This is a genomic window from Curvibacter gracilis ATCC BAA-807, assembly GCF_000518645.1.
Lineage (GTDB): Bacteria > Pseudomonadota > Gammaproteobacteria > Burkholderiales > Burkholderiaceae_C > Curvibacter > Curvibacter gracilis.
Genome location: NZ_JADZ01000006.1, coordinates 339,469 through 362,016, shown reverse-complemented (window position 1 = coordinate 362,016; position 22,548 = coordinate 339,469). Strand labels below are relative to the sequence as shown.

Annotated in this window: 19 protein-coding genes; 12 read left to right on the top strand and 7 right to left on the bottom strand. The window is 67.9% G+C overall.

The genetic code is table 11. From position 1 onward, the window contains the following. Positions 1–9 precede the first annotated feature (9 nt). Together L880_RS0106280 and L880_RS0106275 are read left to right on the top strand one after the other, a co-directional pair. Positions 10–3,450 (top strand): hybrid sensor histidine kinase/response regulator, encoded by a 3,441-nt coding sequence (locus L880_RS0106280; RefSeq protein ID WP_027474950.1) that lies wholly within the window; start codon positions 10–12, stop codon positions 3,448–3,450. Then, positions 3,422–4,366: a response regulator transcription factor gene (locus tag L880_RS0106275; protein ID WP_245614981.1), complete on the top strand. Its 945-nt coding sequence runs from the start codon at positions 3,422–3,424 to the stop codon at positions 4,364–4,366. Before L880_RS0106280 ends, L880_RS0106275 begins: the two co-directional genes overlap by 29 nt. A gap of 22 nt (positions 4,367–4,388) precedes the next feature. Here L880_RS0106275 and L880_RS0106270 read toward each other — a convergent pair whose 3' ends face one another. Together L880_RS0106270 and L880_RS36790 are read right to left on the bottom strand one after the other, a co-directional pair. Further along, complete coding sequence (locus L880_RS0106270; protein ID WP_027474948.1) at positions 4,389–5,111, bottom strand: SDR family oxidoreductase; 723 nt, start codon at positions 5,109–5,111, stop codon at positions 4,389–4,391. A 183-nt stretch (positions 5,112–5,294) separates the two neighbouring features. Beyond that, positions 5,295–5,630 (bottom strand): DUF2834 domain-containing protein, encoded by a 336-nt coding sequence (locus L880_RS36790; RefSeq protein WP_157462633.1) that lies wholly within the window; start codon positions 5,628–5,630, stop codon positions 5,295–5,297. A 195-nt stretch (positions 5,631–5,825) separates the two neighbouring features. On the opposite strand from L880_RS36790, the gene L880_RS0106260 reads away from it, so the two are divergent. Continuing rightward, positions 5,826–6,113, top strand: coding sequence for a hypothetical protein (locus L880_RS0106260; protein WP_027474947.1), 288 nt, complete (start codon positions 5,826–5,828; stop codon positions 6,111–6,113). Beyond that, a complete protein-coding gene (locus L880_RS0106255) occupies positions 6,110–6,520 on the top strand; it encodes a hypothetical protein (protein ID WP_027474946.1) in 411 nt (136 codons plus the stop codon). The genes L880_RS0106260 and L880_RS0106255 overlap by 4 nt, the downstream gene beginning before the upstream one ends. A gap of 25 nt (positions 6,521–6,545) precedes the next feature. On the opposite strand, the gene L880_RS0106250 is transcribed toward L880_RS0106255, so the two are convergent. Both L880_RS0106250 and L880_RS0106245 read right to left on the bottom strand, forming a co-directional pair. After that, on the bottom strand, positions 6,546–7,421 hold the full coding sequence (locus L880_RS0106250; protein ID WP_027474945.1) for an N-formylglutamate amidohydrolase: 876 nt from the start codon (positions 7,419–7,421) through the stop codon (positions 6,546–6,548). Then, positions 7,418–8,374 carry a Bug family tripartite tricarboxylate transporter substrate binding protein gene (locus tag L880_RS0106245; RefSeq protein WP_043328758.1) on the bottom strand — a complete coding sequence of 319 codons (957 nt, stop codon included), beginning with the start codon at positions 8,372–8,374 and terminating at the stop codon, positions 7,418–7,420. The genes L880_RS0106250 and L880_RS0106245 overlap by 4 nt, the downstream gene beginning before the upstream one ends. Positions 8,375–8,589: 215 nt before the next feature. Between L880_RS0106245 and L880_RS0106240 the strand changes: the two genes are divergently transcribed. Further along, complete coding sequence (locus tag L880_RS0106240; RefSeq protein ID WP_027474943.1) at positions 8,590–9,507, top strand: LysR substrate-binding domain-containing protein; 918 nt, start codon at positions 8,590–8,592, stop codon at positions 9,505–9,507. A gap of 27 nt (positions 9,508–9,534) precedes the next feature. On the opposite strand, the gene L880_RS0106235 is transcribed toward L880_RS0106240, so the two are convergent. Then, the gene (locus L880_RS0106235) at positions 9,535–10,620 is read right to left on the bottom strand and encodes a homocysteine S-methyltransferase family protein (protein ID WP_027474942.1); all 1,086 of its coding nucleotides are present in this window, start codon (positions 10,618–10,620) and stop codon (positions 9,535–9,537) included. A gap of 215 nt (positions 10,621–10,835) precedes the next feature. Between L880_RS0106235 and L880_RS34265 the strand changes: the two genes are divergently transcribed. Together L880_RS34265 and recQ are read left to right on the top strand one after the other, a co-directional pair. After that, complete coding sequence (locus tag L880_RS34265; protein WP_051443108.1) at positions 10,836–12,278, top strand: GGDEF domain-containing protein; 1,443 nt, start codon at positions 10,836–10,838, stop codon at positions 12,276–12,278. Between the two features lie 198 nt (positions 12,279–12,476). After that, a complete protein-coding gene (gene recQ / locus L880_RS0106225; protein ID WP_245614979.1) occupies positions 12,477–14,354 on the top strand; it encodes a DNA helicase RecQ in 1,878 nt (625 codons plus the stop codon). A gap of 9 nt (positions 14,355–14,363) precedes the next feature. On the opposite strand, the gene L880_RS0106220 is transcribed toward recQ, so the two are convergent. After that, positions 14,364–15,941 (bottom strand): methyl-accepting chemotaxis protein, encoded by a 1,578-nt coding sequence (locus tag L880_RS0106220; RefSeq protein WP_027474940.1) that lies wholly within the window; start codon positions 15,939–15,941, stop codon positions 14,364–14,366. Positions 15,942–16,049: 108 nt separating this feature from the next. Here L880_RS0106220 and L880_RS0106215 point away from each other — a divergent pair, with 108 nt between their 5' ends. The 3 genes from L880_RS0106215 (at position 16,050) to L880_RS0106205 (ending at position 19,739) form a co-directional block, all read left to right on the top strand. Continuing rightward, positions 16,050–17,288: a threonine ammonia-lyase gene (locus L880_RS0106215; protein ID WP_281174756.1), complete on the top strand. Its 1,239-nt coding sequence runs from the start codon at positions 16,050–16,052 to the stop codon at positions 17,286–17,288. Between the two features lie 61 nt (positions 17,289–17,349). Continuing rightward, positions 17,350–17,493 (top strand): hypothetical protein, encoded by a 144-nt coding sequence (locus tag L880_RS36005; protein WP_019573638.1) that lies wholly within the window; start codon positions 17,350–17,352, stop codon positions 17,491–17,493. A 377-nt stretch (positions 17,494–17,870) separates the two neighbouring features. Continuing rightward, on the top strand, positions 17,871–19,739 hold the full coding sequence (locus L880_RS0106205) for a phosphoenolpyruvate carboxykinase (GTP) (protein WP_027474938.1): 1,869 nt from the start codon (positions 17,871–17,873) through the stop codon (positions 19,737–19,739). Positions 19,740–19,935: 196 nt separating this feature from the next. Here the strand turns inward: L880_RS0106205 and L880_RS0106200 are convergent, their stop codons facing one another. Then, the gene (locus tag L880_RS0106200) at positions 19,936–20,376 is read right to left on the bottom strand and encodes a hypothetical protein (RefSeq protein ID WP_019573640.1); all 441 of its coding nucleotides are present in this window, start codon (positions 20,374–20,376) and stop codon (positions 19,936–19,938) included. A gap of 129 nt (positions 20,377–20,505) precedes the next feature. On the opposite strand from L880_RS0106200, the gene L880_RS0106195 reads away from it, so the two are divergent. Together L880_RS0106195 and L880_RS0106190 are read left to right on the top strand one after the other, a co-directional pair. Then, positions 20,506–21,465 (top strand): LysR family transcriptional regulator, encoded by a 960-nt coding sequence (locus tag L880_RS0106195; RefSeq protein WP_027474937.1) that lies wholly within the window; start codon positions 20,506–20,508, stop codon positions 21,463–21,465. A 69-nt stretch (positions 21,466–21,534) separates the two neighbouring features. Next, a complete protein-coding gene (locus L880_RS0106190) occupies positions 21,535–22,539 on the top strand; it encodes a Bug family tripartite tricarboxylate transporter substrate binding protein (protein WP_425389170.1) in 1,005 nt (334 codons plus the stop codon). The last annotated feature ends 9 nt before the right edge of the window (positions 22,540–22,548 follow it).

The window sequence follows — 22,548 nt, the reverse complement described above, 5'->3', positions numbered from 1 at the left end:
CTCGGCGTCATGTCCAGCGCCAGCCCACACCGCAGCACCGCCCAGGCCGCCCCGCAGACGATCTTTCGTTTCCGGCGCGACTACAACTCCTGGGTGGCCGACGAGACCATGGAGGACTACGCGCTGCGCTACACGCCCAAGAGCTTCCGGCGCTGGAGCGAGTTCCGCGTGGCCAACACGGCCTTCGGCTCGCTGTCGTTTCTGGCGCTGGAGGCCATTGGCGGGGCCATCGCACTGAACTACGGCTTCAGCAACGCGATGTGGGCCATCCTGGTGGTGGGGCTGGTGATCTTTCTGACCGGCCTGCCCATCGCGTACTACGCGGCGCGCTACGGGCTGGACATGGACTTGCTGACCCGCGGCGCGGGCTTTGGCTACCTGGGCTCGACCCTCACCTCGCTGATCTACGCGGTGTTCACCTTCATCTTCTTCGCGCTGGAGGCGGCCATCATGGCGCTGGCCCTGCAGATGGTGGTGGACTGGCCGCTGAACTGGTGCTACGTGCTGTCGTCGGTGGTGGTGCTGCCCCTGGCCATGCGCGGCATCACCCTGATCTCCAAGCTGCAGGCCTGGACGCAGCCCCTGTGGCTGTTCCTGCTGGTGCTGCCCTTTGTGTGGATCGCCCTGTCGCAGCCCGAGCTGTACCGCGAGTTCACCGGCCTGTCGGGGCTCAAGAGTGGCAGCAGTGGCTTCGACCCGCTGATGTTCGGCGCCGCCACCGCGGTGATCTTCTCGTTGGTGGTGCAGATCGGCGAGCAGGTCGACTTTCTGCGCTTTCTGCCGGCGCGCACGCCGGCCAACAACGCCAAGTGGTGGGGCGCGGTGCTGCTGGCCGGCCCGGGCTGGATCCTGATGGGCATGCTGAAGATGGCGGGCGGGGCCTTCCTGGCCTTTGCCGCACTGCAGTTCGAGGTGGGGGCGCAACGCGCGGCCGAGCCGACGCAGATGTTCCTGGCCGGCTTCACCCAGGCCCTGGGCATGCCCACGCTGGCGGTGGTGATCACGGTGGTGTTCGTGGTGGTGTCGCAGATCAAGATCAACCTCACGAATGCCTATGCGGGCTCGCTGGCGTGGTCGAACTTCTTCGCCCGGGTCACGCGCAGCCACCCGGGGCGCGTGGTGTGGCTGGTGTTCAACGTGGGCATTGCCACGCTGCTGATGACGCTGGGCGTGTTCGGCGCGCTGGAGAAGGTGCTGGCCCTGTACAGCAACGTGGCCATTGCCTGGGTGGGCGCGCTGGTGGCCGATCTGGTCATCAACAAGCCGCTGGGCCTGAGCCCGCCGGGCATCGAGTTCCGCCGCGCCCACCTGTACGACTTCAACCCGGTGGGCCTGGGTGCCATGGTGCTGGGCGCCGCGGTGGCCGGCTGCGCCTACGCGGGCTGGCTGGGCGAGATGGCCGCGGCGTTTTCGCCGCTGATCGCACTGGCCTTGTCGATGCTGCTGTCGCCCCTGCTGGCCTGGGCCACCGGGGGCCGCTACTACCTGGCGCGCCAGCCCGACACGCAATGGCAGCGCGGCGAGATCGTGCGCTGCGCCGTCTGCGAGAACGCCTTCGAGGCCGAGGACATGGCGCGCTGCCCGGCCTATGCGGCGCCGATCTGCTCGCTGTGCTGCTCGCTGGAATCGCGCTGCCACGACCGCTGCAAGACGGGCTCGCGCGCCTCGGACCAGTTGCGCGCCCTGGCCGCGCGGCTGCTGCCGGCGCGCTGGGCGCTGAAGGTCAACTTCCGCCTGGGTCAGTACCTGATGGTGACGCTGTCGCTGTGCGCGCTGATCACCTTTGTGCTGGGCGTGGTGTATGTGCAGGAGAGCCTGAACATGCCTTCGGAAGCCCTGCGCGTGCCCTTTCTCAAGGTGTTTGCCCTGTTGGCCCTGCTGGCCGCGGTGTGCGCCTGGTGGGTGGTGCTGAGCACCGACAGCCGCCGCATGGCGCAGGACGAATCCGAACGCCAGACCCAGCTGCTGCTGCAGGAGATCGACGCCCACCAGCGCACCGATGCCGCGCTGCAGTCGGCCAAGGACCTGGCCGAATCCGCCAGCCTGGCCAAGACGCGCTATGTGGCGGGCATGACCCACGAGCTGCGCTCGCCGCTCAACAGCATCCTGGGCTACACCCAGATCCTGCTCAAGAGCGCGCGGCTGGACAGCGCCACGCGCGAGACCCTGCAGACCATGCAGCACAGCGGCGAACACATGCATGCGCTGATCGATGGCTCGCTGGAGCTGGCGCGCATCGAGGCCGGTCGCCTGCGCCTGGACCCGGCCCCCTTGCCACTGGCCGAACTGGTGGCCCAGCTCGAAGGCATGATGCGGCCGCAGGCGGAAGCCCGTGGCCTGCGCTTCGTGGTCGAGACGGTGGGCATGATGCCGGGCTGGGTGCGGGTGGACGCCAAGCGGCTGCGCCAGATCCTGATCAACCTCTTGTCCAACGCGGTGCGCTTCACCGAGCGCGGCGAGGTGCGCCTGCGCATGGATTTTCGCCAGCATGTGACGCGCTTCGAGGTCTGCGACACCGGCATCGGCATCGAGCCGCAAGACCAGGAGCGCATCTTCCACCCCTTCGAGCGCGGCAGCGCCGGCCGCCGCGTGAGCGAGGCCGGCACCGGCCTGGGCCTGACCATCACCCACCTGCTGACCCAGCTCATGGGCGGCGAGCTGGTGCTGGCCAGCACCCCGGGCCAGGGCAGCACCTTCAGCGTGCGCCTGTACCTGCCGGGCGTGCCACCCGACCCGAGCTGGCGGCGCCTGCGCGGCGAATCGCTGCACCCGGTGATCGGCTACCTGGCCCCGCGCCGCACCCTGCTGGTGGTGGACGACCAGCCCCTGCAGCGCCAGTTGCTGGCCGCCTTGCTGATGCCCCTGGGCTTCGAGCTGCGCGAGGCAGCCAGCGGCCGCGAGTGCCTGGACATCGTGCAGACCCAAGCCCCCGACCTGGTGCTGCTGGACATCAGCATGGACGACCTGGACGGCTGGCAGACCGCCACCCGGCTGCGCGAGCGCTGGAGTGCGGCCGAGCTGCCCATCGTGTTCGTCTCGGCCAACCTGTTCGACCACCAGCCCGAGCGCCTGCAGGCCCTGCAATGCCAGGGCTTTGTCGGCAAGCCGGTGATCGAGTCCGAGCTGCTGGAGGCGCTGGAGCGTGCCCTGCAGCTGGAGTGGATCCGCGACAACACGCCGCTGAAGCGCCCCGCCCAGCCGCCAGAGGCAACCCTGCCGATACCACTGCCCGAGCCTTGGCGCGAGCAACTGGCACGCCTGGCCCGGCAAGGCCAGGCCAGTGCCCTCAAACAGGCCCTGCAGCAGGCGCGCGAGCAGTTGCCGGCCACGCACCAGCCCTGCCTGAGCCGCCTGCTGACCCGGGCCGAACGTTTTGACTTTGCCGCCATCACCCAGGAACTGCGCGACCCCGAGCCCGAAGATGATCAAGACCCCGAACCCCGCCGCTGAAAGCCAGTCCATCGGCCCGCCCCCGGCGACACCTGCCCCCGCCCGCGTGATCCTGGTGGTGGACGATGCCCTGGACACCTTGCGCATGCTGTGCGAGGCCCTGGCCGGCGAGGGCTACACCGTGCTGGTGGCACGCGACGCCGAAGAGGCGCTGCAACGCTTTGAACTCACCGTGCCCGACGGCGTGCTGCTGGACGCGGTGATGCCGGGGCAGGACGGCTTTGCACTGTGCCGCCAGCTCAAGGCCACCCCGCCCTGGTCGCACGTGCCGGTGATCTTCATGACCGGGCTGTCGGACACCGAGCAGATCCTGCAGGGCTTCTCCAGCGGCGGGGTGGACTACGTGGTCAAGCCGCTGCGCATCCCCGAGGTGCTGGCCCGCCTGGCCACCCATGTGCGCAACGCGCAGGCGGCACGCCTGGCCCGCGAGGCGGTGGACGTGGCCGGCATGGGGGTGCTGATGCTCGACGCCCAGGGGCGCGCCGCCTGGCGCTCCCCCCAGGCCACGCAATGGCTGGAGCAGGCCTTCGCACCCGAGGGCCTGGCCGGCGATGCCGCCCGCCAATGGCTGCGCAGCGCGGCCCAGGGCACCCCCGCCAGCCTGCCCCTGCCTGGCCACCAGGCCCTAACGGCACGCCACCTGGGCGAAAGCGGCCTGGCCGAATCCATGCTGCTGCTCACCCTGGGCCCGGCCGACACGCCGCCCGCCCGCGAGCGGCCCGAAGTGGCCCTGACCCCGCGCGAGACCGAGGTGCTGTCGTGGCTGGCCAAGGGCAAGACCAACCGCGACATCGCCGACATCCTGGGCATGAGCCCGCGCACGGTGAACAAACACCTGGAGCACATCTTCGAGAAGCTGGGGGTGGAGACCCGCACCGCCGCGGCGGCGGTGGCAGCCCGGCTGCTGCCGGGCTGAGGGCGGGTCGGAGCGGGCCCGCTCAGGCCCAGCGGGCCCCGCCATCGAGGTGCAGCACCGCCCCATTGAGCTGGCGGTTGCCCATGGCGAACAGCGCCGTCTGCGCAAAGTCTTCGGCCTGGCCCAGGCGCTTGAGCGGCTGCAGATCGGCCAGGCCCTGCAGGGCCTGGGCCTGGCCCCCCAGCGCGCGCTCCAGCAAGGGCGTGTGCATGGGGCCCGGGTTGATCACATTGATGCGCCGGGGCGCCAGCTCACCCACCAGGGAGCGCGCCAGCGACTCCACCGCACAGGCCGCCGCCGCCACCATGGCCATGCCCGGCCGCGGGCGCTGGCTGACCATGCCCGAGGTGAGCACGACCGAGCCCTCGGGCGCCAGGCGAGGGGCCACGGCACGCAGGGCATGCACCGCCCCCCAGAAGCGCGAGTCGAGGCTGGTGCGCAGGGCCGCCAGATCGCCATCGATCAAGCGCGCAGGCAGGTTGTTGGCGGCGCAGACCACCAGGTGATCGACCCGGGGAAAGGAGGCGAAGAAAGCCTGCACCGAGCCCTCGTCGGTCAGATCCACGCAAGCCCCGCTGGCCTTCGGCCCCAGCGGGGCCAGCGCGTCGGCCAGCCGCTGCGGATCGCGCCCGCCCACATGCACCTGCGCACCCGCCCGCAAGGCCCCTGCCGCCGTGGCCAGGCCCAGGCCGGAAGTGCCGCCCAAGACCAGCACCTGCTGGCCTTGCAAAAATGAATCGAACATGGCTGATGATCTCCAATTGGGAATGCAAGACGATGGCATGGCGCCCCTGCTGGACACCAATGGGGACAGGGGCCCGAAAATGCCCCGCTCAGTCTGCCGACTGGAAACCAAGGCCCCGGGCTCGCTACCTCCCATCGGGCCCAAAAGGCGCCCATCGGTTAGGAAAATCAGATCAAAGGCGGTTCATGACCCTTTGCCACCGTCCACTCCATGGGAATCCACGGGCTCGCGAAGCCACAGATACAGCGGCAAAGCCAAGGACTGGCCGATGAGGCACAAGGCTGCGACAACCCACCCTCGGTGCCTGACAGGGCGACGTTTGTTGTCATGCGCCATGAAAGCGAGCAAGGCCAAAGCCGACACCCCCACATCGGCCCAGGCAAATGCTGCCACCGGGGAGGCCCACACCTGTTGAATCAACAAAGGAAAATTCAGCCCATGCTGCCCCAGCCAAGGCAAGAAGAGCCCCAGAGGCACGGAAGCCCCCAACAAGCACAAGATGAGGTAAAGCGTCTTCATCTCCAATGGACGTTTCAAAAGAGGGAAGGGCTACGGGTGCGTTCGGCCGGACCGGCATTTCGGGCAGCAGCCTCGGGTGAAAAGTCGCCGAATGGTCAGAAGGCCGCCTCGACGGGCCCATCGCGCAGGACAAGCTGCCTTGACTTGCCAAACCGCCCGAGATATCTTTTAGATATACAGATACAGGAGGCTGCCTTGCCCACACGTTCCCCGGCCCCGCAAATTGCCTTTCGCTACCGCGCCACGGACAGCGCCTTTGGCGTCACACGCGAAACCGCCAAGCGCCTGGCGGACCATCTGGGTGTCGATGAAACCCAGGCCATCCACATGGCGCTGCACGAGTTGGCCGTCAAGCTGCTGCCGCAATACGAAGCGGACGACGGAGCGCTCACGGCCGCCCAGCTGGATCAGATCAAGAAGGCCGTACCGCAAGGCCGCAAGCGGTCGGTGCGCTCGAGCCTGTTGGAAACCGAATCGACATGAGCCCGGTCTGGTGGCCGGAGCCCGCGGCAGGCGAGCTGGTCTGGTGCCATTTCCCCGACAACATCCATCCTCGCCCGAAGCCTCGGCCGGCTCTGGTTCTGGCGGTGTTCGATGATGATGAGCCGGAGTTCCACATCCAGGTCGCCTACGGCACCAGCCAACGCACAACAGTGCTGTACCAAGGCGAATTTGCGATTCTGAAAAGCAAGCACCCTGCAGCCTACCAAGCCGCAGGACTCAGCTACGACACCAAGTTCGATCTCAACAACACCTTGGTTCTACCCTACAACACCGTCTGGTTCTCGGTACCACCGGCCGCCCCGCATGGCCAGAACCCCAAGCTGGGCACGCTGCATCCTTCATTGGTGCCAGCCGTTCAGGCCGCCTACCGTGCCACGAAGGCATGAGGTGACCCAGCTCAGACGACCTGACTCAATCCTGCTCAGCCCGCAGCGCCGGATGCGCCCTCAGGTACCCAGCTATGGCCTGCAGCAACTCGGTGATGTCGCGCTGCACGGTGCCGAAGTCGGCGCTGCGCTCGCGGGTCTGCTCGTCCATGTAGATGGGGCGGCGGATCTCGATCTGCAGGCTGTGGCGGTTCAGGGCGGGCTGGCCGATGCGGGCGATCAGGGCCACGCCCTTGTAGGGGTCGTTGCGGGCCACGGTGTAGCCCTTGGCCCGCAGATGCGCTTCGACCAGCGCGACGAAGGCCGGCTCGCAGGTGCTGCCGTCGCGGTCGCCCAGCACGAAGTCGGCCAGGGGGTGGGGGCTCTTGATCTGCAGGCGCTCGTAGGCGTTGTTGGGCATGGAGTGCAGGTTCAGGTGCCAGACGGCGCCAAAGCGGGCCTGGGTCTGGGCCACCGCGTCAGACAGGGCCGCGTGATACGGCCGGTAGCAGCGCTCGATGCGGGCTTGCACCTCGGCCACCGACAGCGGGCGGTCGTACAGGGGCAGGCCCTTCACGCTGCGCCAGATCAGGCCCGAGCCCAGGCGGGTCTTCTCCCCCGGCGACAGAGGCGCGGGCCAGGGGCCGTCGAGCAGGGCCGGGTCGATGTCGTCCAGGCTGCGGTTCAGGTCCAGGTAGCTGCGCGGGAAGTGGGCTTCGAGCAAGGTGGCCCCCAGGGCGGGTGCCGCGCCCCAGAGCGCTTCGACGTGGGTGTCCTCCGCGGCACGCAGTTCGGACAGGGGCAGCACTGTCTGGAAATCAGCCGGGTAGGTGGTGCCGCTGTGGGGCGAATCGCACACCAACGGCAACTGGGGGACGCTGGGCTGGTGCAGGGTGAACAGGGCGGGGGTCTGCGGGCTCATTCGGCCTCCATTTTGGCCACCTTGGCCACTTCGAGGTAGCGGGCCACGGCCTGCTGGATCTGGGTCTGGAACTGCGCCGGGGTGGTGGGGATCAGGGTGGCGCCGGCCTCGTTCATCTTCTTGACGAAGTCGGGCTGCTTCATGGCCTGGTGGATGGCCTGGTTGAGCTTTTGCACGACCGGGGCTGGTGTGCCGGCAGGCGCGACCACGCCGAACCAGCCGCCGTTGCCCATCTGCGGAAAACCCAGCTCGCCATAGGTGGGCACGTCGGGCAAGGCCGGTGAGCGTTTGTCAGACAACACAACCAGCGCCCGCAGTCGTCCCGACTGGATGTGCGGCAGGGCGGAGGGCAGGTTGTCGGTGATGGCCTCGACCTGACCGGCCACCGCGTCGTTCAGGGCCATGCCCGAGCCCTTGTAGGGCACGTGCAGCAACTCGATCTTGGCCAGGCTGGAGAAGTACTCGACATTGGCGTGCCCCAGCGAGCCGGTGCCGGGCGAGGCGAAGGTGATCTTGCCAGGCTCCTTTCGGGCCGCGGCGATGAAATCAGCCAGGCTCTTGTAGGGGGTGCGGACGTTCACGGCCAACACACTGGGCACCGTGGCCACATTGCTGATGGGGGCGAAGTCTTTCAGCGGGTCGTATTTCAGGCGGCTGCCGTAGGCCGCCACGTTGGAGCCATGGGTGCTCATGGTGGCCATGCCCAGGGTGTAGCCGTCGGGGCGGGCCTTGGCCACCTGCTCCATGCCCAGCGAGCCGCCGGCGCCGGCGCGGTTGTCCACGATGATGGATTGGCCCAGGGCCCGGCCCGCGAACTCGGCGATCAGGCGCGCCGCCAGGTCGGTGGAGCCGCTGGGGGCAAAGGGCACGATCAGGCGGATCGGCTTGTCAGGGTACTCGGCCCGGGCCAGGGCGGGGGCCAGCGTGGCCGAGCCCGCCAGGCCCAGCACCATGAGGCGGCGGGTGATCAGCGCAAGGTTCGGGGCGACGATGAAGGGGGCGGCGGGTTTCATGGCATTCGTGCTCAACTCGGCATTGGATGGGAGGTGGCCAGTGTCCGGACAGACGCCCCGCAGCACAAACGACAATCCGGTCAACGGGTATGCGCAACAGGCATACCGGCCCCCTCTTTGAGCCCTCGCCCACCATGCGCCTGCATTCGCCCTCGATGTCAGAACTCCACGCCTTTGCGGCTGCCGTGCGGCTGGGCAGTTTCTCCAAGGCGGCGATGGAGCTGTGCGTGACCCAGAGCGCCATCAGCCGGGCGGTGGCGCGCCTGGAGTTTCACTACGGCAAGCCGCTGCTGCTGCGCCGGGCCAACGCGATGGCACTGACCGCCGCGGGGCAGCAGTTGCTGGACGCGGTCCGCGAGCCGCTGGCCGCGATCGAGGCCGCCAGCGCCCGCTTGCGTGAGAGCCCCGCCGACCAGCCGCTGAACCTGTCGGTGGTGCCGACCCTGGCCAGCGTGTGGCTGATCCCACGCCTGAAGACCTTTCAGCAGCAACACCCCGAGGTACACATCAACTTTGTGCCCTACCGCAAGGACGAGGATTTCTCGGGCCCCACGCCCGACGCCGCGGTGCTGACCGGCCTGGGGCCCACCCAGTGGCCGCACTGGGATTGCGATTACCTGATCGGGCGCGAGGTGGTGCCGATCTGCCACCCGGCCCGGCTGGCGCAACGGCGGGCCGTGGGGGCCTGGCAAGCCCCTGGCGAGTTGGCCGACGAGCCCTTGCTGTACCACACGACCGCGCCCGGCAACTGGGCGCAATGGCTGCAGGCGGCCGGGGCGCCCGGGCGAACGCCGCGACTGAGCACGGCCTTCGACCAGGTGGCCATGTTGATCCAGGCGGTGATTGCCGACATGGGGGTGGCCCTGGTTCAGCGCTGCCTGGTCAGCACCGAGCTGGCCTCGGGGGCCGTGGCCGCGCCGTTTGACCTGCCGATCACCTTGGCGCGGGGGTATTTTCTGTGCGCGCCCTCAGGGCAGCGCCCCAAGCCGGCGCTGGTGGCGTTCCGGCGTTGGCTGCTGCAGACGGCCCAGGCCGATGTGGCCGCCATCCAGGCGCATCTCACAGGCGACTGAAGGGCGCCTGAACAGGCCCCGCTCGCCTCAGGCGGCCTCGCGGTAAGCCGCAAACCGACCGGCCACCGGCAGTTCGCGGGTGGCCAGGGGCTGCACCGCCTGGGCGATGGCCCCGATGTGGTCGGGGGTGGTGCCGCAGCAGCCGCCCACGATGTTGACCAGGCCTTCGGCAGCAAATTCGTGGATCAGGCGGCTGGTGACCTCGGGGGTCTCGTCAAAGCCGGTGTCGCTCATGGGGTTGGGCAGGCCGGCGTTGGGGTAGCAGCTGATGAAGGTGTCGGGGGCAACGCGGTTGAGCTCCTGGATGTAGGGGCGCATCAGCGTGGCGCCCAGGGCGCAGTTGAGGCCGATGGCCAGGGGCTGGGCATGGCGCACGCTGTGCCAGAAGGCGGTCACGGTCTGGCCCGACAGGATGCGGCCCGAGGCGTCGGTGACGGTGCCGCTGATGAGGATGGGCAGGCGCTGGCCGCTGGCCTCGAAGTACTCGTCAATGGCGAACAGCGCGGCCTTGGCGTTCAGGGTGTCGAAGATGGTCTCGACCAGCAGCACGTCGGCGCCGCCTTCGACCAGCGCCTCGGTCTGCTCGTAGTAGGCCGCGCGCAGCTCTTCGAAATTGACGTTGCGGGCGCCCGGGTCGTTCACATCGGGGCTGATGCTGGCGGTCTTGGGCGTGGGGCCCAGGGCACCGGCCACAAAGCGTGGCTTGTCGGGCGTGCTGTACTTGTCGCAGGCGGCGCGGGCCAGGCGGGCCGACACGAGGTTCATCTCGCGCGCCAGCGGCGCCATGTCGTAGTCGGCCTGGGCGATGGTGGTGGCACCGAAGGTGTTGGTCTCGATCAGGTCGGCGCCAGCGGCCAGGTAGCTCTCGTGGATGCTGGTGATGACGTCCGGCCGGGTCAGGCTGAGCAGCTCGTTGTTGCCCTTGACGTCCTTGTGGAAGGCGCTGAAGCGCTCCCCCTGGTGGCCCGCACCGGTGTAGCCGGCGCCGCGGTACTGCTCTTCGCTGAGCTTGAAGCGCTGGATCATGGTGCCCATGGCGCCATCGAGGATGACGATGCGACGGGACAGGATTTCGGGCAGCGCCTGGGCGCGCGTGTAGACAACGGGTTTCATCCCGCCATTGTAGAAAGTCGCCCACTGCACATTTCCGTGCGGCAGAACTACCCCCAAATGGGCTATCTATTTCGCTGTTACAAACGAGGACATTTTGCTAGACTGATTGGTTACTCGGTGCAGGTTTGTTGGCTTCAAACTCAGGTCTGCCCACGTCCCTGCAGACCAGCCTGCGGCCCCTCGGGCCCGGAGCTGCCTTCGACCCAAGGAAACGCATGGCCATCTGGCACAAGCAAGTCTGGAGCCCCATCGAAAGCGCGGTTGACAACGCCGACGTGGTCGCCTTGCATCGCCTGTGGCGGGGGCTGAGCCCTGTCCCGGGGCAGCTTCCGGCCCTGTCCGACCTGGCCCTGGATGGGCCCTTGTCACCGTTTGCGGCCCGCATGACCGTGTACCGGCCCTTGCCGGATGGCGACTACCTGGGCCACTTCTGCGGTGACGAATTCCGCCACGACTCCCTGAGCGACCCGACCGGCCTGCGCCTGAGCCAGCAGGCGCCCGAGCTGGCCGATTTCCAGCGCAGCCATTTCGACGAGGTGGCCGCGCGCTGCCTGCCGCTGTACGTGGTGCATTTTGCGCACAGCAACCCCTGGGTACTGACCTGGGAGCGCCTGGTGATGCCGGCGCGAGGCGACGACGGCCAGCCCTGGATCCTGGTCTTCAACCAGCCCATGGAGGCCCGCGCCAAGCTGCTGGAGACGGTGTTGAACTGCGCCAGCGAAGGTTTGCTGGCGCTGCGCCGTGTGCGCAGCGCCGGGCCCGAAAGCACCCACTGGCTGGTGACGGTGGCCAACCTCCCGTTTGCGACCTTGGCGGGCCAGACCGACGAGCCGGCCCAGGGGCGCCTGGCCCATGAGGTGTTTCCGAACTGGCCCCGACTGGGCCTGGACGCCGATTGCCTGGCCGTGGTGCAGACCCGCAACCCGCGCGAGCGCGAGCTGGAACTCACCCAGGACGGTGCCAGCCGCTGGTTCAAGGTGCACATCGGCCCCTTGCTGGACGGCTGCATGGTGCGCCTGACCGACGTCACCGCGATCAAGGACAAGGAACAGGCGCTGCACGACAACGCACGCCGCCTGCAGGCCGACAACGAGCAGTTGCGCCAGCTGGCCTGGCGCGACGGCCTGACCGGCTTGCTGAACCGGCGCGCGCTCGATGTGATCCTGGAACGCGAGGTGGCGCGCAGCCTGCGCCTGAGCGAGCCCCTGGCCCTGGTGATGTGCGACATCGATCACTTCAAGGCCTTCAACGACTTCTACGGTCACCTGATCGGCGACGACTGCCTGCGCGAAGTGGGGCAGGTGCTGAGCGGGGTGATCCAGCGCGCCACCGACATGGTGGCGCGGTATGGCGGTGAGGAATTCACCCTGGTGCTGCCCAACACCGTGCTCAATGGGGGTCTTGATCTGGTGCAACGCATCCAGCAAGCACTGCACGAACGCGGCCTGCCCGACGCCACCTCACCCGAGGGCAAGCTGCTCACGCTGAGCTTTGGCGTGGCCGAGTTCGACCCGCGCCGCGATGCCACCGCCCACGCCTTCCTGGAGCGGGCCGACAGCGCGCTGTACCGCGCCAAGCACCAGGGGCGCAATCGGGTGGGTCTGGCCTACCCGCAGGGCATCCAGGTGCTGGAAAGCCAACTCTCCCCTGCGGGCTGAAGCGCCCACCGACACGGACGGGCCATCGGGCCTGAGATAATCCTGAGCCTCGGCACCAGGCAGCCCCTGATCGGCCACCGGGCGACACGCTGTCGTGCCGGCTCGCCCAGTCAGCCTGCGGCGCACGCGCGCCTGCGCCAGCCGACGCTGAATCGCTGTTGAATAGCCGCTTTGCCACCCACCCCACCCGAGTCCGCCTTGCCACACATTACCGAGTCCTCTGCCCAGTCCGTGTTGCGTGAGGTGTTCGGCTACGAGCAGTTTCGCGGCCCCCAGCAGGCCATCATCGACCACGTGGTGGCCGGGGGCGACGCCCTGGTGCTGATGCCCACGGGCGGCGGCAAATCGCTGTGCTACCAGGTGCCGGCCATCGTGCGCCAGCGCGCAGGCCTGGGCATCACCGTGGTGGTGTCGCCGCTGATTGCCCTGATGCACGACCAGGTCGGGGCCTTGCACGAGTCGGGGGTGGACGCAGCCTTCCTCAATTCGACGCTGTCGTACGACCAGGCCAGCGAGGTGGAGCGCCGGCTGTTGCGCGGCGAGATCACGCTGCTGTATGCGGCGCCCGAGCGGGTGACCACGCCGCGCTTTCTGTCCCAGCTCGACTCGCTGCACGAACGCGGCATGCTGAGCCTGTTTGCCATCGACGAGGCGCACTGCGTGAGCCAGTGGGGCCATGACTTCCGCCCCGAGTACCGGGCCTTGACGGTGCTGCACGAGCGCTATGCCGGCGTGCCGCGCATGGCCCTGACCGCCACCGCCGATGCGACCACGCGCGCCGACATCGTGGAGCGCCTGCAACTGCAGGAGGCGGGCCAGTTCGTCAGCAGCTTTGACCGACCCAACATCCGCTACACCATCGTCGAGAAGAAGGACGTGACGCAGCAGCTGCTGCGCTTCATCGAAAACGAGCACACCACCCCGCAGGGGCATGATGCGGGCGTGGTGTATTGCCAGTCGCGCAAGCGGGTCGAAGAACTGGCCCAGACCCTGTGCGAGAACGGGCTGAACGCCCTGCCCTACCACGCGGGCCTGGACGCCGGCGTGCGCCAGCACCACCAGGACCGCTTCCTGCGCGAGGACGGCATCATCATGTGCGCCACCATCGCCTTCGGCATGGGCATCGACAAGCCCGATGTGCGTTTTGTCGCCCACGTGGACATGCCCAAGAACATCGAGGGCTACTACCAGGAGACCGGTCGCGCCGGCCGCGATGGGGCCGCCGCCAACGCCTGGATGGCCTACGGCCTGCAAGACGTGGTGAACCAGCGCCGCATGATCGACGAGAGCCCGGCCAGCGAAGAGTTCAAGCAGGTGATGGTGGGCAAGCTTGACGCCTTGCTGGGCCTGGCCGAGGCCATCGACTGCCGGCGTGTGCGCCTGCTGAGCTATTTCGGGCAGCACAGCGAGCCCTGTGGCAACTGCGACAACTGCCTGACGCCGCCGGCCGTGTGGGATGGCACGGATGCCGCGCGCAAGCTGCTGTCCACCATCTACCGGGTGCAGCAGGCCAGCGGCATCAGCTTTGGTGCCGGCCACATCATGGACATCCTGCGCGGCAAGAAGACCGACAAGGTGACGCAGTACGGGCACGAGCAGATCAGCACCTTCGGCATCGGGGCCGAGTTCTCGGAGCAGCAGCTGCGCGGCGTGCTGCGCCAGCTGATCGCCATCGGCGCGCTGGCCGTGGATGCCCAGGCCTTCAACACCCTGCAGCTCACCGACGCCGCGCGCGCCGTGCTGCGCGGCGAGGTGCCGATCCAACTGCGCGAAAGCACGGCGGCAGCGCCGCGCAGCCGACGCACGCGCAGCAGCACCGGCAGCGGCAGCCCGGCCAAGGCGGCGATCGCACTGGAAGGCGGCGCGCTGCGCCGCTTCGAAGCCCTCAAGGCATGGCGCACCGAGGTGGCCCGCGAGCACAACCTGCCGGCCTACGTGATCTTCCACGACGCCACCCTGGCGGCCATCGCCGAGCGCTTTCCGGCCACGCCCGAAGACCTGCAAGGCATCAGCGGCATCGGCGCGCGCAAGCTGGAGGCCTATGGCGCCGAGGTGCTGCGCGTGTGCCAGCTCTGAAGCCCGGGTTCAGGCGTTGACCCGGAAGATGCGCACGGCGCGCTGCAGCGTGTCGGCGCGGCGCTCCAGGGTTTCGCTGGACACCGCCGAAGCGCTGGCCAGTTCGGCATTGCGGTGCGTCACATCGTCTATCAGCTGCATGGCCTGATCGATCTGCGTCACCCCGTGCAGCTGCTCGCGCGCGGCCGTCTCGATCGACTGCAGCATGCTGCTCACACGCTGCACCGAACCCACCACATCCTGGATGGTGCGGGCGGCCTCGTCGACCCGGTGGCCTCCGGTATCCACATCCGAAACCGAAGCATCGATCAGGCTGCGGATCTGGGTGGCCGCGTCCGTGCTGCGGCGGGCCAGGGCGCGCACCTCGGCCGCCACCACCGCAAAGCCGCGGCCCTGGTCACCGGCGTGGGCCGCCTCGACCGCGGCATTGAGGGCCAGCAGATTGGTCTGGAAGGCCAGTTGCTCCATCAGCTCGATGATGTCGGTGATGCGCTTGGACGAGCCGCGGATGCGCTCCATCGAGCTCGACACCTCGCCGGTGGCCTGGCTTCCGGCGTCGGCGTGCTGATGGGCGTCGGCGCTGAGCTGGGACAACTCGCTCACGGTGGCCGACGTCTCGCTCAGCGAGGCGGTCATCTGGGTCACCGAAGCCACGGTCTCGGCCACGGCCTGGGCCTGCTGCTCGCTGCGGGCCGACAGATCCAGCGTGCCGTCGCGGATGGCGCGCGCCTCGGCCACCATTTCATCCACCTCGGCCCGCACATCGGTCACGATGGCGCGCATGTTCAGGTTCACCAGCCACAGCTGGCGCTTGATCTGGCCAATCGGGTTGGTCGGGTCGTAATCAAGCATGCCGTCGAGGTTGCAGGCGGCCAGGTTGCCGGCCACATCGGCGGCTTCGGCCAACGGTTTTGCCGTGCTGTGCACAAACCAGGTCTGAAACCCCGCCCAGGCCAAGGCCGCACAAAGGCCTTGCCAGAGCAGCACCGGCATGCCGAGGCCTGCGAGCCCCTCGGCCAGCGCCGAACCACCCCACACCGCCGCGGCCAGGGCCGCCCCTGTGGCCAGACCAGTGCGCTGGGACAAGGTCAGCCGGTATCGGCGCTTGGGCCAGTCGCGCCAGCCCACGCCACGGATGCCGCCGGCATGCAGGCGAAACGAGCGCCGCCCGCTGGCCTTTTCTTCGGCCATGTCGCGGTAGAGCTGCTCGGCCTGGCGAACCTGCTCGCGCGTGGGCTTGAGGCGCACCGACATGTAGCCTGCGGGTTTGCCGCCCTCCATCACGGGCGAGACGTTGGCCTGCACCCAGTAGAAGTCGCCGTTCTTGCAACGGTTCTTGACGATGCCCGACCATGGGCGGCCGCGCCCGATGGTGGACCACATGTCGGCATAGGCCTCGGGGGGCATGTCGGGGTGGCGCACCAGGTTGTGTGGCTGGCCCAGCAGTTCTTCATAGGAGAAGCCGCTCATTTGCACAAAGGCCCGGTTGCAGTGGGTGATGCGGCCCTGGGTGTCGGTGGTGGACACCAGGACCATGCCTTCGGCCATTTCGACTTCGGTCTGAGTGACCGGGAGATTGATTTTCATGGGGTATTCCGCCGCCGTGGGGGTCATGGCATGCTAGGTTCCGATTGGAACGCGGGACACCCCCGAAAGACTTGACGAAAGTCATAACCCCCTCAGCCAGTCTCATAAGTGACCCTTGATCACGCTAAGGATTCCAACATGCTTTCATTGCAAGACGTCGAGCAGGCTGCCGCACGCGTGGCCCCCCATGTGCTGGACACCCCCTTCGTCGAATCGCGCACGCTGTCACAACTGACCGGCGCCCAGATCTTCCTGAAGTTCGAGAACCTGCAGTTCACCGCCTCCTTCAAGGAACGCGGGGCCTGCAACAAGCTGGCCCAACTCAGCGAGGAGCAACGCCAGCGCGGCGTGATCGCGATGAGCGCGGGCAACCATGCCCAGGGTGTGGCCTACCACGCGCAGCGCCTGGGCCTGCGGGCCGTGATCGTGATGCCGCGTTTCACCCCGGGGGTGAAGGTGGAGCGCACACGCGGCTTCGGCGCCGAGGTGGTGCTGCACGGCGACACCCTGGACGAGGCCCGCCAGCATGCCCAGGCCCTGGCCGCAGCGCAGCAGCTGACCTTTGTGCACCCCTACGACGACGAGGCCATCATGGCCGGGCAAGGCACGGTGGCGCTCGAGATGCTGCGGGTGGTGCCCGACCTCGACGCCCTGGTGATCGCCGTGGGCGGTGGCGGCCTGATGGCCGGGGTGGCCACAGTGGCGCGCGCACTGCGCCCGCAGATCGAACTGGTGGGGGTGCAGACCTCGCGCTTTCCGGCCATGGTGAATGCCCTGCGCGGCACCCACCACCCCCAGGGCAGCAGCACGATTGCCGAGGGCATCGCCGTGGGCTCGCCCGGGCAGCTCACACGAGAGGTGCTGGCCGAGCGCATCGACGACCTGGTGCTGGTCGACGAGGGCGACATCGAGCAGGCGCTGGTGATGCTGCTGGAAATCGAGAAGACCCTGGTCGAGGGCGCCGGTGCCGCCAGCCTGGCCGCCATCCTGAAGCAACCTGAACGCTACCGCGGCCGCAAGGTGGGCCTGGTGCTGTGCGGCGGCAACATCGATCCGCTGCTGCTGGCCGCCATCATCGAACGCGGCCTGGTGCGCTCGGGCCGACTGGCCCGCATCCGCGTGAGCGCGCGCGACGTGCCCGGCATGCTGGCGCGCATCACCACCATCGTGGCCGAACTGGGCGCCAACATCGAAGAGGTGCACCACCAGCGCGCCTTCACCAGCCTGGCGGCGCAGAACGTCGAAATCGAACTGGTGGTGCAGACCCGTGGACCCGACCACATCGACGCGCTGCTCGATCATCTGCACGAGGCCGGGCTGGAAGCCGTGCTGCAGGGTCATCACTGAGAAGACGCAAAAGCCCGGCCTGGGTAGAATGCACGGCACAACCCCACCCACGAGGAGACACATGTCCAACCACCACGCCGCAGCCTCCACCGACGCGCCTCAGGATCCGGTCGAAGCCGTCGTCCCCCTGATCCCCTTCGTGCTGCCCATCGTGGGCGGCCTGCTGATCTTCCTGCTGGCTTTCATTGCCGTGACCATGGCCTGAAGCCCTCCCCGACGCCCCGCAAAAACCGCCCTCCGAGGCGGTTTTTTCATGCCTGTGCGGCCGGCAGACCCCATCAAACCAAACATAACCCCATGCAAGTTTTGCATGAACTTTCAAAGTAACTGCGAGACTTTCTGCGGCCGGCTTCATAAAATCGTCATCCCAGCCGACCCGCGGTGCCCGGAAGCCAGTCCGTTCACCCCGAGACCCGCCCGCCGACTGAGCAGTCAAGCCGTTTTCTCAAAAGGTTCCGTGGCGCCCAGGTGGCCAACCGGCAGATCAGGCTCCCGCGAATGCTCATCGCCCCACGCGGACAGCCCATCAGGCCCCTCATCGAGCCCTTTTGAAAAGACGACTTTTCAAACTAGGAGCCTCCGATGAACTCACCCGTGATGCAGGGCCTGACCCTCAACACCCCTTCGTACGTCAAGAACGCCAAGCTGATCGCCTGGGTGGCCGACATGGTGGCCCTGTGCAAGCCCGCCAACGTGGTGTGGTGTGACGGCAGCGACGAAGAGTACCAACGCCTGTGCCAGCAACTGGTCGACGCCGGCACCTTCAAGAAACTCAACCCCGCCAAGCGTCCCAACAGCTTCCTGGCCTGCTCCGACCCGAGCGACGTGGCCCGCGTGGAAGACCGCACCTTCATCTGCTCCGAAAAGAAGGAAGACGCCGGCCCGACCAACAACTGGAAGGCCCCGGCCGAAATGCGCGCCCTGCTGCAGCCCCAGTTTGACGGCAGCATGGCTGGCCGCACCATGTACGTGGTGCCCTTCAGCATGGGCCCGCTGGGCTCCAACATCGCCCACATCGGCGTCGAGCTGACCGACAGCGCCTACGTGGCCGTGAACCAAAAGCTGATGACCCGCATGGGCAAGGCCGTGTACGACGTGCTGGGTGTGGACGGCGAGTTCGTGCCCTGCCTGCACACCGTGGGTGCCCCCCTGGCCGCAGGCGAGACCGACAAGACCAGCTGGCCCTGCAACCCCACCGTCAAGTACATCGTCCACTACCCGGAAACCCGCGAGATCTGGTCCTACGGTTCGGGCTACGGCGGCAACGCGCTGCTGGGCAAGAAGTGCCTGGCCCTGCGCATCGCCTCCAACATGGGCCGCGAGCAAGGCTGGCTGGCCGAGCACATGCTGATCCTGGGCGTGACCAACCCGCAAGGCAAGAAGTACCACGTGGCAGCGGCCTTCCCCAGCGCCTGCGGCAAGACCAACTTCTCGATGCTGGTGCCCCCGGCCGCCTTCGACGGCTGGAAGGTCACCACCATCGGTGACGACATCGCCTGGATCAAGCCCCAGGCCGATGGCTCGCTGCGCGCCATCAACCCTGAAGCCGGTTACTTCGGCGTGGCCCCCGGCACCAACACGCTGACCAACCCCAACTGCATGGCCAGCCTGGACAAGGATGTGATCTTCACCAACGTGGCCCTGACCGACGACGGCGACGTGTGGTGGGAAGGCATGGAAAAGGACAGCGGCAGCACCCCGGCCCACCTGATCGACTGGCAAGGCAAGGACTGGACCCCCGCCATCGCCAAGGAAACCGGCGCCAAGGCCGCTCACCCGAACGCCCGCTTCACCGTGGCGGCCACCAACAACCCGGCCCTGGACAGCGCCTGGGACGATCCGGTTGGCGTGACGATCGACGCCTTCATCTTCGGCGGCCGCCGCTCGACCACCGTGCCCCTGGTGACCGAAGCCCGCAACTGGACCGAAGGCGTGTACATGGCCTCGACCATGGGCTCTGAAACCACCGCTGCGGCCTTCGGCCAGCAAGGCGTGGTGCGCCGCGACCCCTTCGCCATGCTGCCCTTCTGCGGCTACAACATGAGCGACTACTTCCAGCACTGGCTCAACATGGGCGACAAGATCACCGCCGCCGGTGGCAAGCAGCCCAAGATCTTCACCACCAACTGGTTCCGCAAGGGTGAAGACGGCAAGTTCGTGTGGCCCGGCTACGGCGAGAACATGCGCGTGCTGAAGTGGATGATCGACCGCATCGAAGGTCAGGCCAAGGGCACCGACACCATGTTCGGCGTGGCCCCCGCCTACGCTGAAATCAACTGGAACGGCCTGGACTTCTCCGAAGCCCAGTTCAACACCGTGACCAGCATCGACCGCGCGGCCTGGACCGACGAGCTCAAGCTGCACGCCACCCACTTCGAGCAGCTGGCCTACCACCTGCCCCAAGCCCTGGTGGACACCAAGGCCGAACTCGAAAAGCGCCTGGCCGCCTGATTCAGGCCCACAGCGCACCGGCTCCGAGTGGGCCGGACACCGCCGCCGCCCCGCCAGGGCCGGCGGCTTTTTCTTGGGCGATCCAGCCCCGCCCGACCCGCAATCCGCCGGACAAGAAAAAAGCCGTGGCCCTTGCGGGACACGGCTTGAAGCCTGTTCTATCTCAGCGGGTCACCGGGCTCGGGCCCGGCTCGCATCAGAAGTAGCCGCGCACGTCGCGGGCTGCGTCTCGGCTCATGGCGCGGCTGATGTCGGCCATCACGCGGGCATCGGTCAGGGCCAGGCTCCACAGCTTGCGGTCTTCAGCAGCTTCGTGGCGGGCACGCTTCCACGAGGCCAGGCCGGCACGCAGGCCCACCGAGGCGCGGCGGATCGGGGTGGCCAGCAGGGCCAGCGCGGCAAAGGCCACGGTCCACAGGCCGATCCAGGCGGCCAGCAGATGACCATCCGACCAGGTGTCGATCACTTGGTTGGCAGCCACCACCAGGGCGGCGACCACGGCCGCCAGCAGCAGCGTGGCGGTACCGCGCGGGCCATCGAACTGGCGGGATGCATCACGCAGGGTTTCGGCGGCCTTTTCGGCACGGGCGACACCGGCGTGGTGGAAAGAATGAGGGGTGTGAACAAAGCTGGACATGGTGTTTTCCTTTCGCAATCGGGACAGTGGCCCGAGTCATGGAACGAATACTAGGGTTAACCCTAGACTTGTTCAAATTTATATTGCTGATGATGATCATTCACATTGATGATGTTTCCAGGAAACCCCATGCACCAGGGCCGATTCAGAAACCTTGACCTCAACCTGCTGCGCGTCTTTGATGAGGTGATGGCCGAGCGCAGCCTGACCCGCGCCGCCCACAAACTGGCCCTGACCCAGCCCGCCGTCAGCAACGCGCTGCGGCGCCTGCGTGACAGCCTGGGTGACGAACTGGTGCGCCGCCAGGGCGCCGGTGTCGAGCCCACGCCGATGGCGCTGGCCCTGTGGCCCACGGTGCGCGAGGCGCTGCAGCGCCTGCAGTCGGCCCTGGTGCCCGAAACCTTCGACCCGGCCGAGGCCAACACCACGTTTGTGCTGACCATGGCCGACGCCACCGCTGCCTCGCTGATCCCGGGCCTGGTGGACATCATCGAGGAGGAGGCGCCGGGGGTGTCGATCCGGGTCGTGCCCCTGTCCACCCGCGACCCGCGCCGGCTGCTGGACGAGGAATCGGTGGACATGGCCATCGGCTACTTTCCCGCCGTGCTGGCCGACCTCACCGCGCGCAGCCAGGCCGGCGAGGCCGTGGCCTATGCCAATCAGCGCCTGTACGACGGCGAATACGTGTGCGTGATGCGGCTCGATCACCCCCTGGCCAGTGGCCCGCTCACCCTCAACCGCTACTGTGCAGCGCGTCACCTGCTGGTCAGCTTCTCGGGCAGGCCCTATGGCTTCATCGACGAGGCCCTGACCGCCGTGGGGCGCGAACGGCGCATCGTGCTCACGGTCAACCAGTTCTTCACGGCCGGGCGGGTGGTGGCCAACTCCAACCTGCTGACCGTGCTGCCGCGGCACTTCATCAACGTGACCGGCATTGCCGACCGGCTGGTCTGGCGCGAACTGCCGCTGAAGGTGCCCACCGTGCACGTGGATGCGCTGTGGCACAAACGGCTGCGCAACGGCCCCGGGCACGACTGGCTGCGCCAGGCGATCGCGCGCGCGGCCCAGCGCAACCCAGGGGCCGCCTGAGGCTGTCCGTGAACCTGCCGCCTACGGCGAGGCATTGAATTTGCTTGGTGCCCGCTTTCAGGAGACGCCATGACGGAACCCCATGCCCATCCCAGCCCCCGCAAGAACCCGCACCCGATGAGTCGGCGCCGCTTTGCGGCCGCACTGGGCGCCAGTGCCTTGAGCCTGCCGGCCTGGGCCTCCTGGCCCGACAAACCGATCCGCATCGTGGTGACGTTTCCGGCCGGCGGGGCCAGCGATATCGTGGCCCGCGTGGTGGCCGAGCAGTTGGCCCGCAAGCTGGGCCAGGCCGTGGTGGTGGACAACCGCCCGGGGGCGGGCGGCAGCGTGGGTGGGCAGGTGGTGCAGCAGGCCGCCCCCGATGGCTACACGCTGATGCTGTCGAACTCGACCCCGATCTCGATCGGGCCCTTCGCCCTGGACAAACAGCCCTACGACCCGGTGCAGGGCTTCACCCACATTGCCATGATCGGCACCGCGCCCTGCGTGCTGATGGCCAACACGGCGGCCCCGATCCGCACCATCGCCGACCTGGAGTCGGTGGCGCGCAAGAGCGGGCGGCTGGATTTCGGATCGGGGGGGCCGGCGTCGATCGGCCACATCTATGGCGAGTTGATGCGCAAGGCCATGGGCGTGAACCTGGTGCACGTGCCCTACCGCGGCGGCGCCCCGATGACGACCGATCTGATCTCGGGCGTGATCCCGATCGGCATCGACGTGTTGACGGCCTATGTGCCCTACTTCAAGAGCGGGCAGCTGGTGCCCATCGCCGTCACGTCAGCCAACCGCTCACCCCTGGTGCCCGAGGTGCCCAGCGTGGTCGAGTTCGGCTACCGCAAGCTGGTGCTGGACAACTTCTTCGGTCTGAGCGGGCCGGCCAACCTGCCACCCGAGGTGGTGACGCGCCTCAACAGCGCCTGCAACGAGGTGCTGATGCTGCCCGAGGTGAAGCGCAAGATGCTGGAACTGGGCGTGACGGTGAGCCCCAGCACCCCAGCCGCTTTTGCCGCCTATGTCAAAGACCAGGTCGGGGTGCTGGCCCCGGTGGTGAAGGCCGCCGGCGCGCGCCTTTGACGGCGCTTC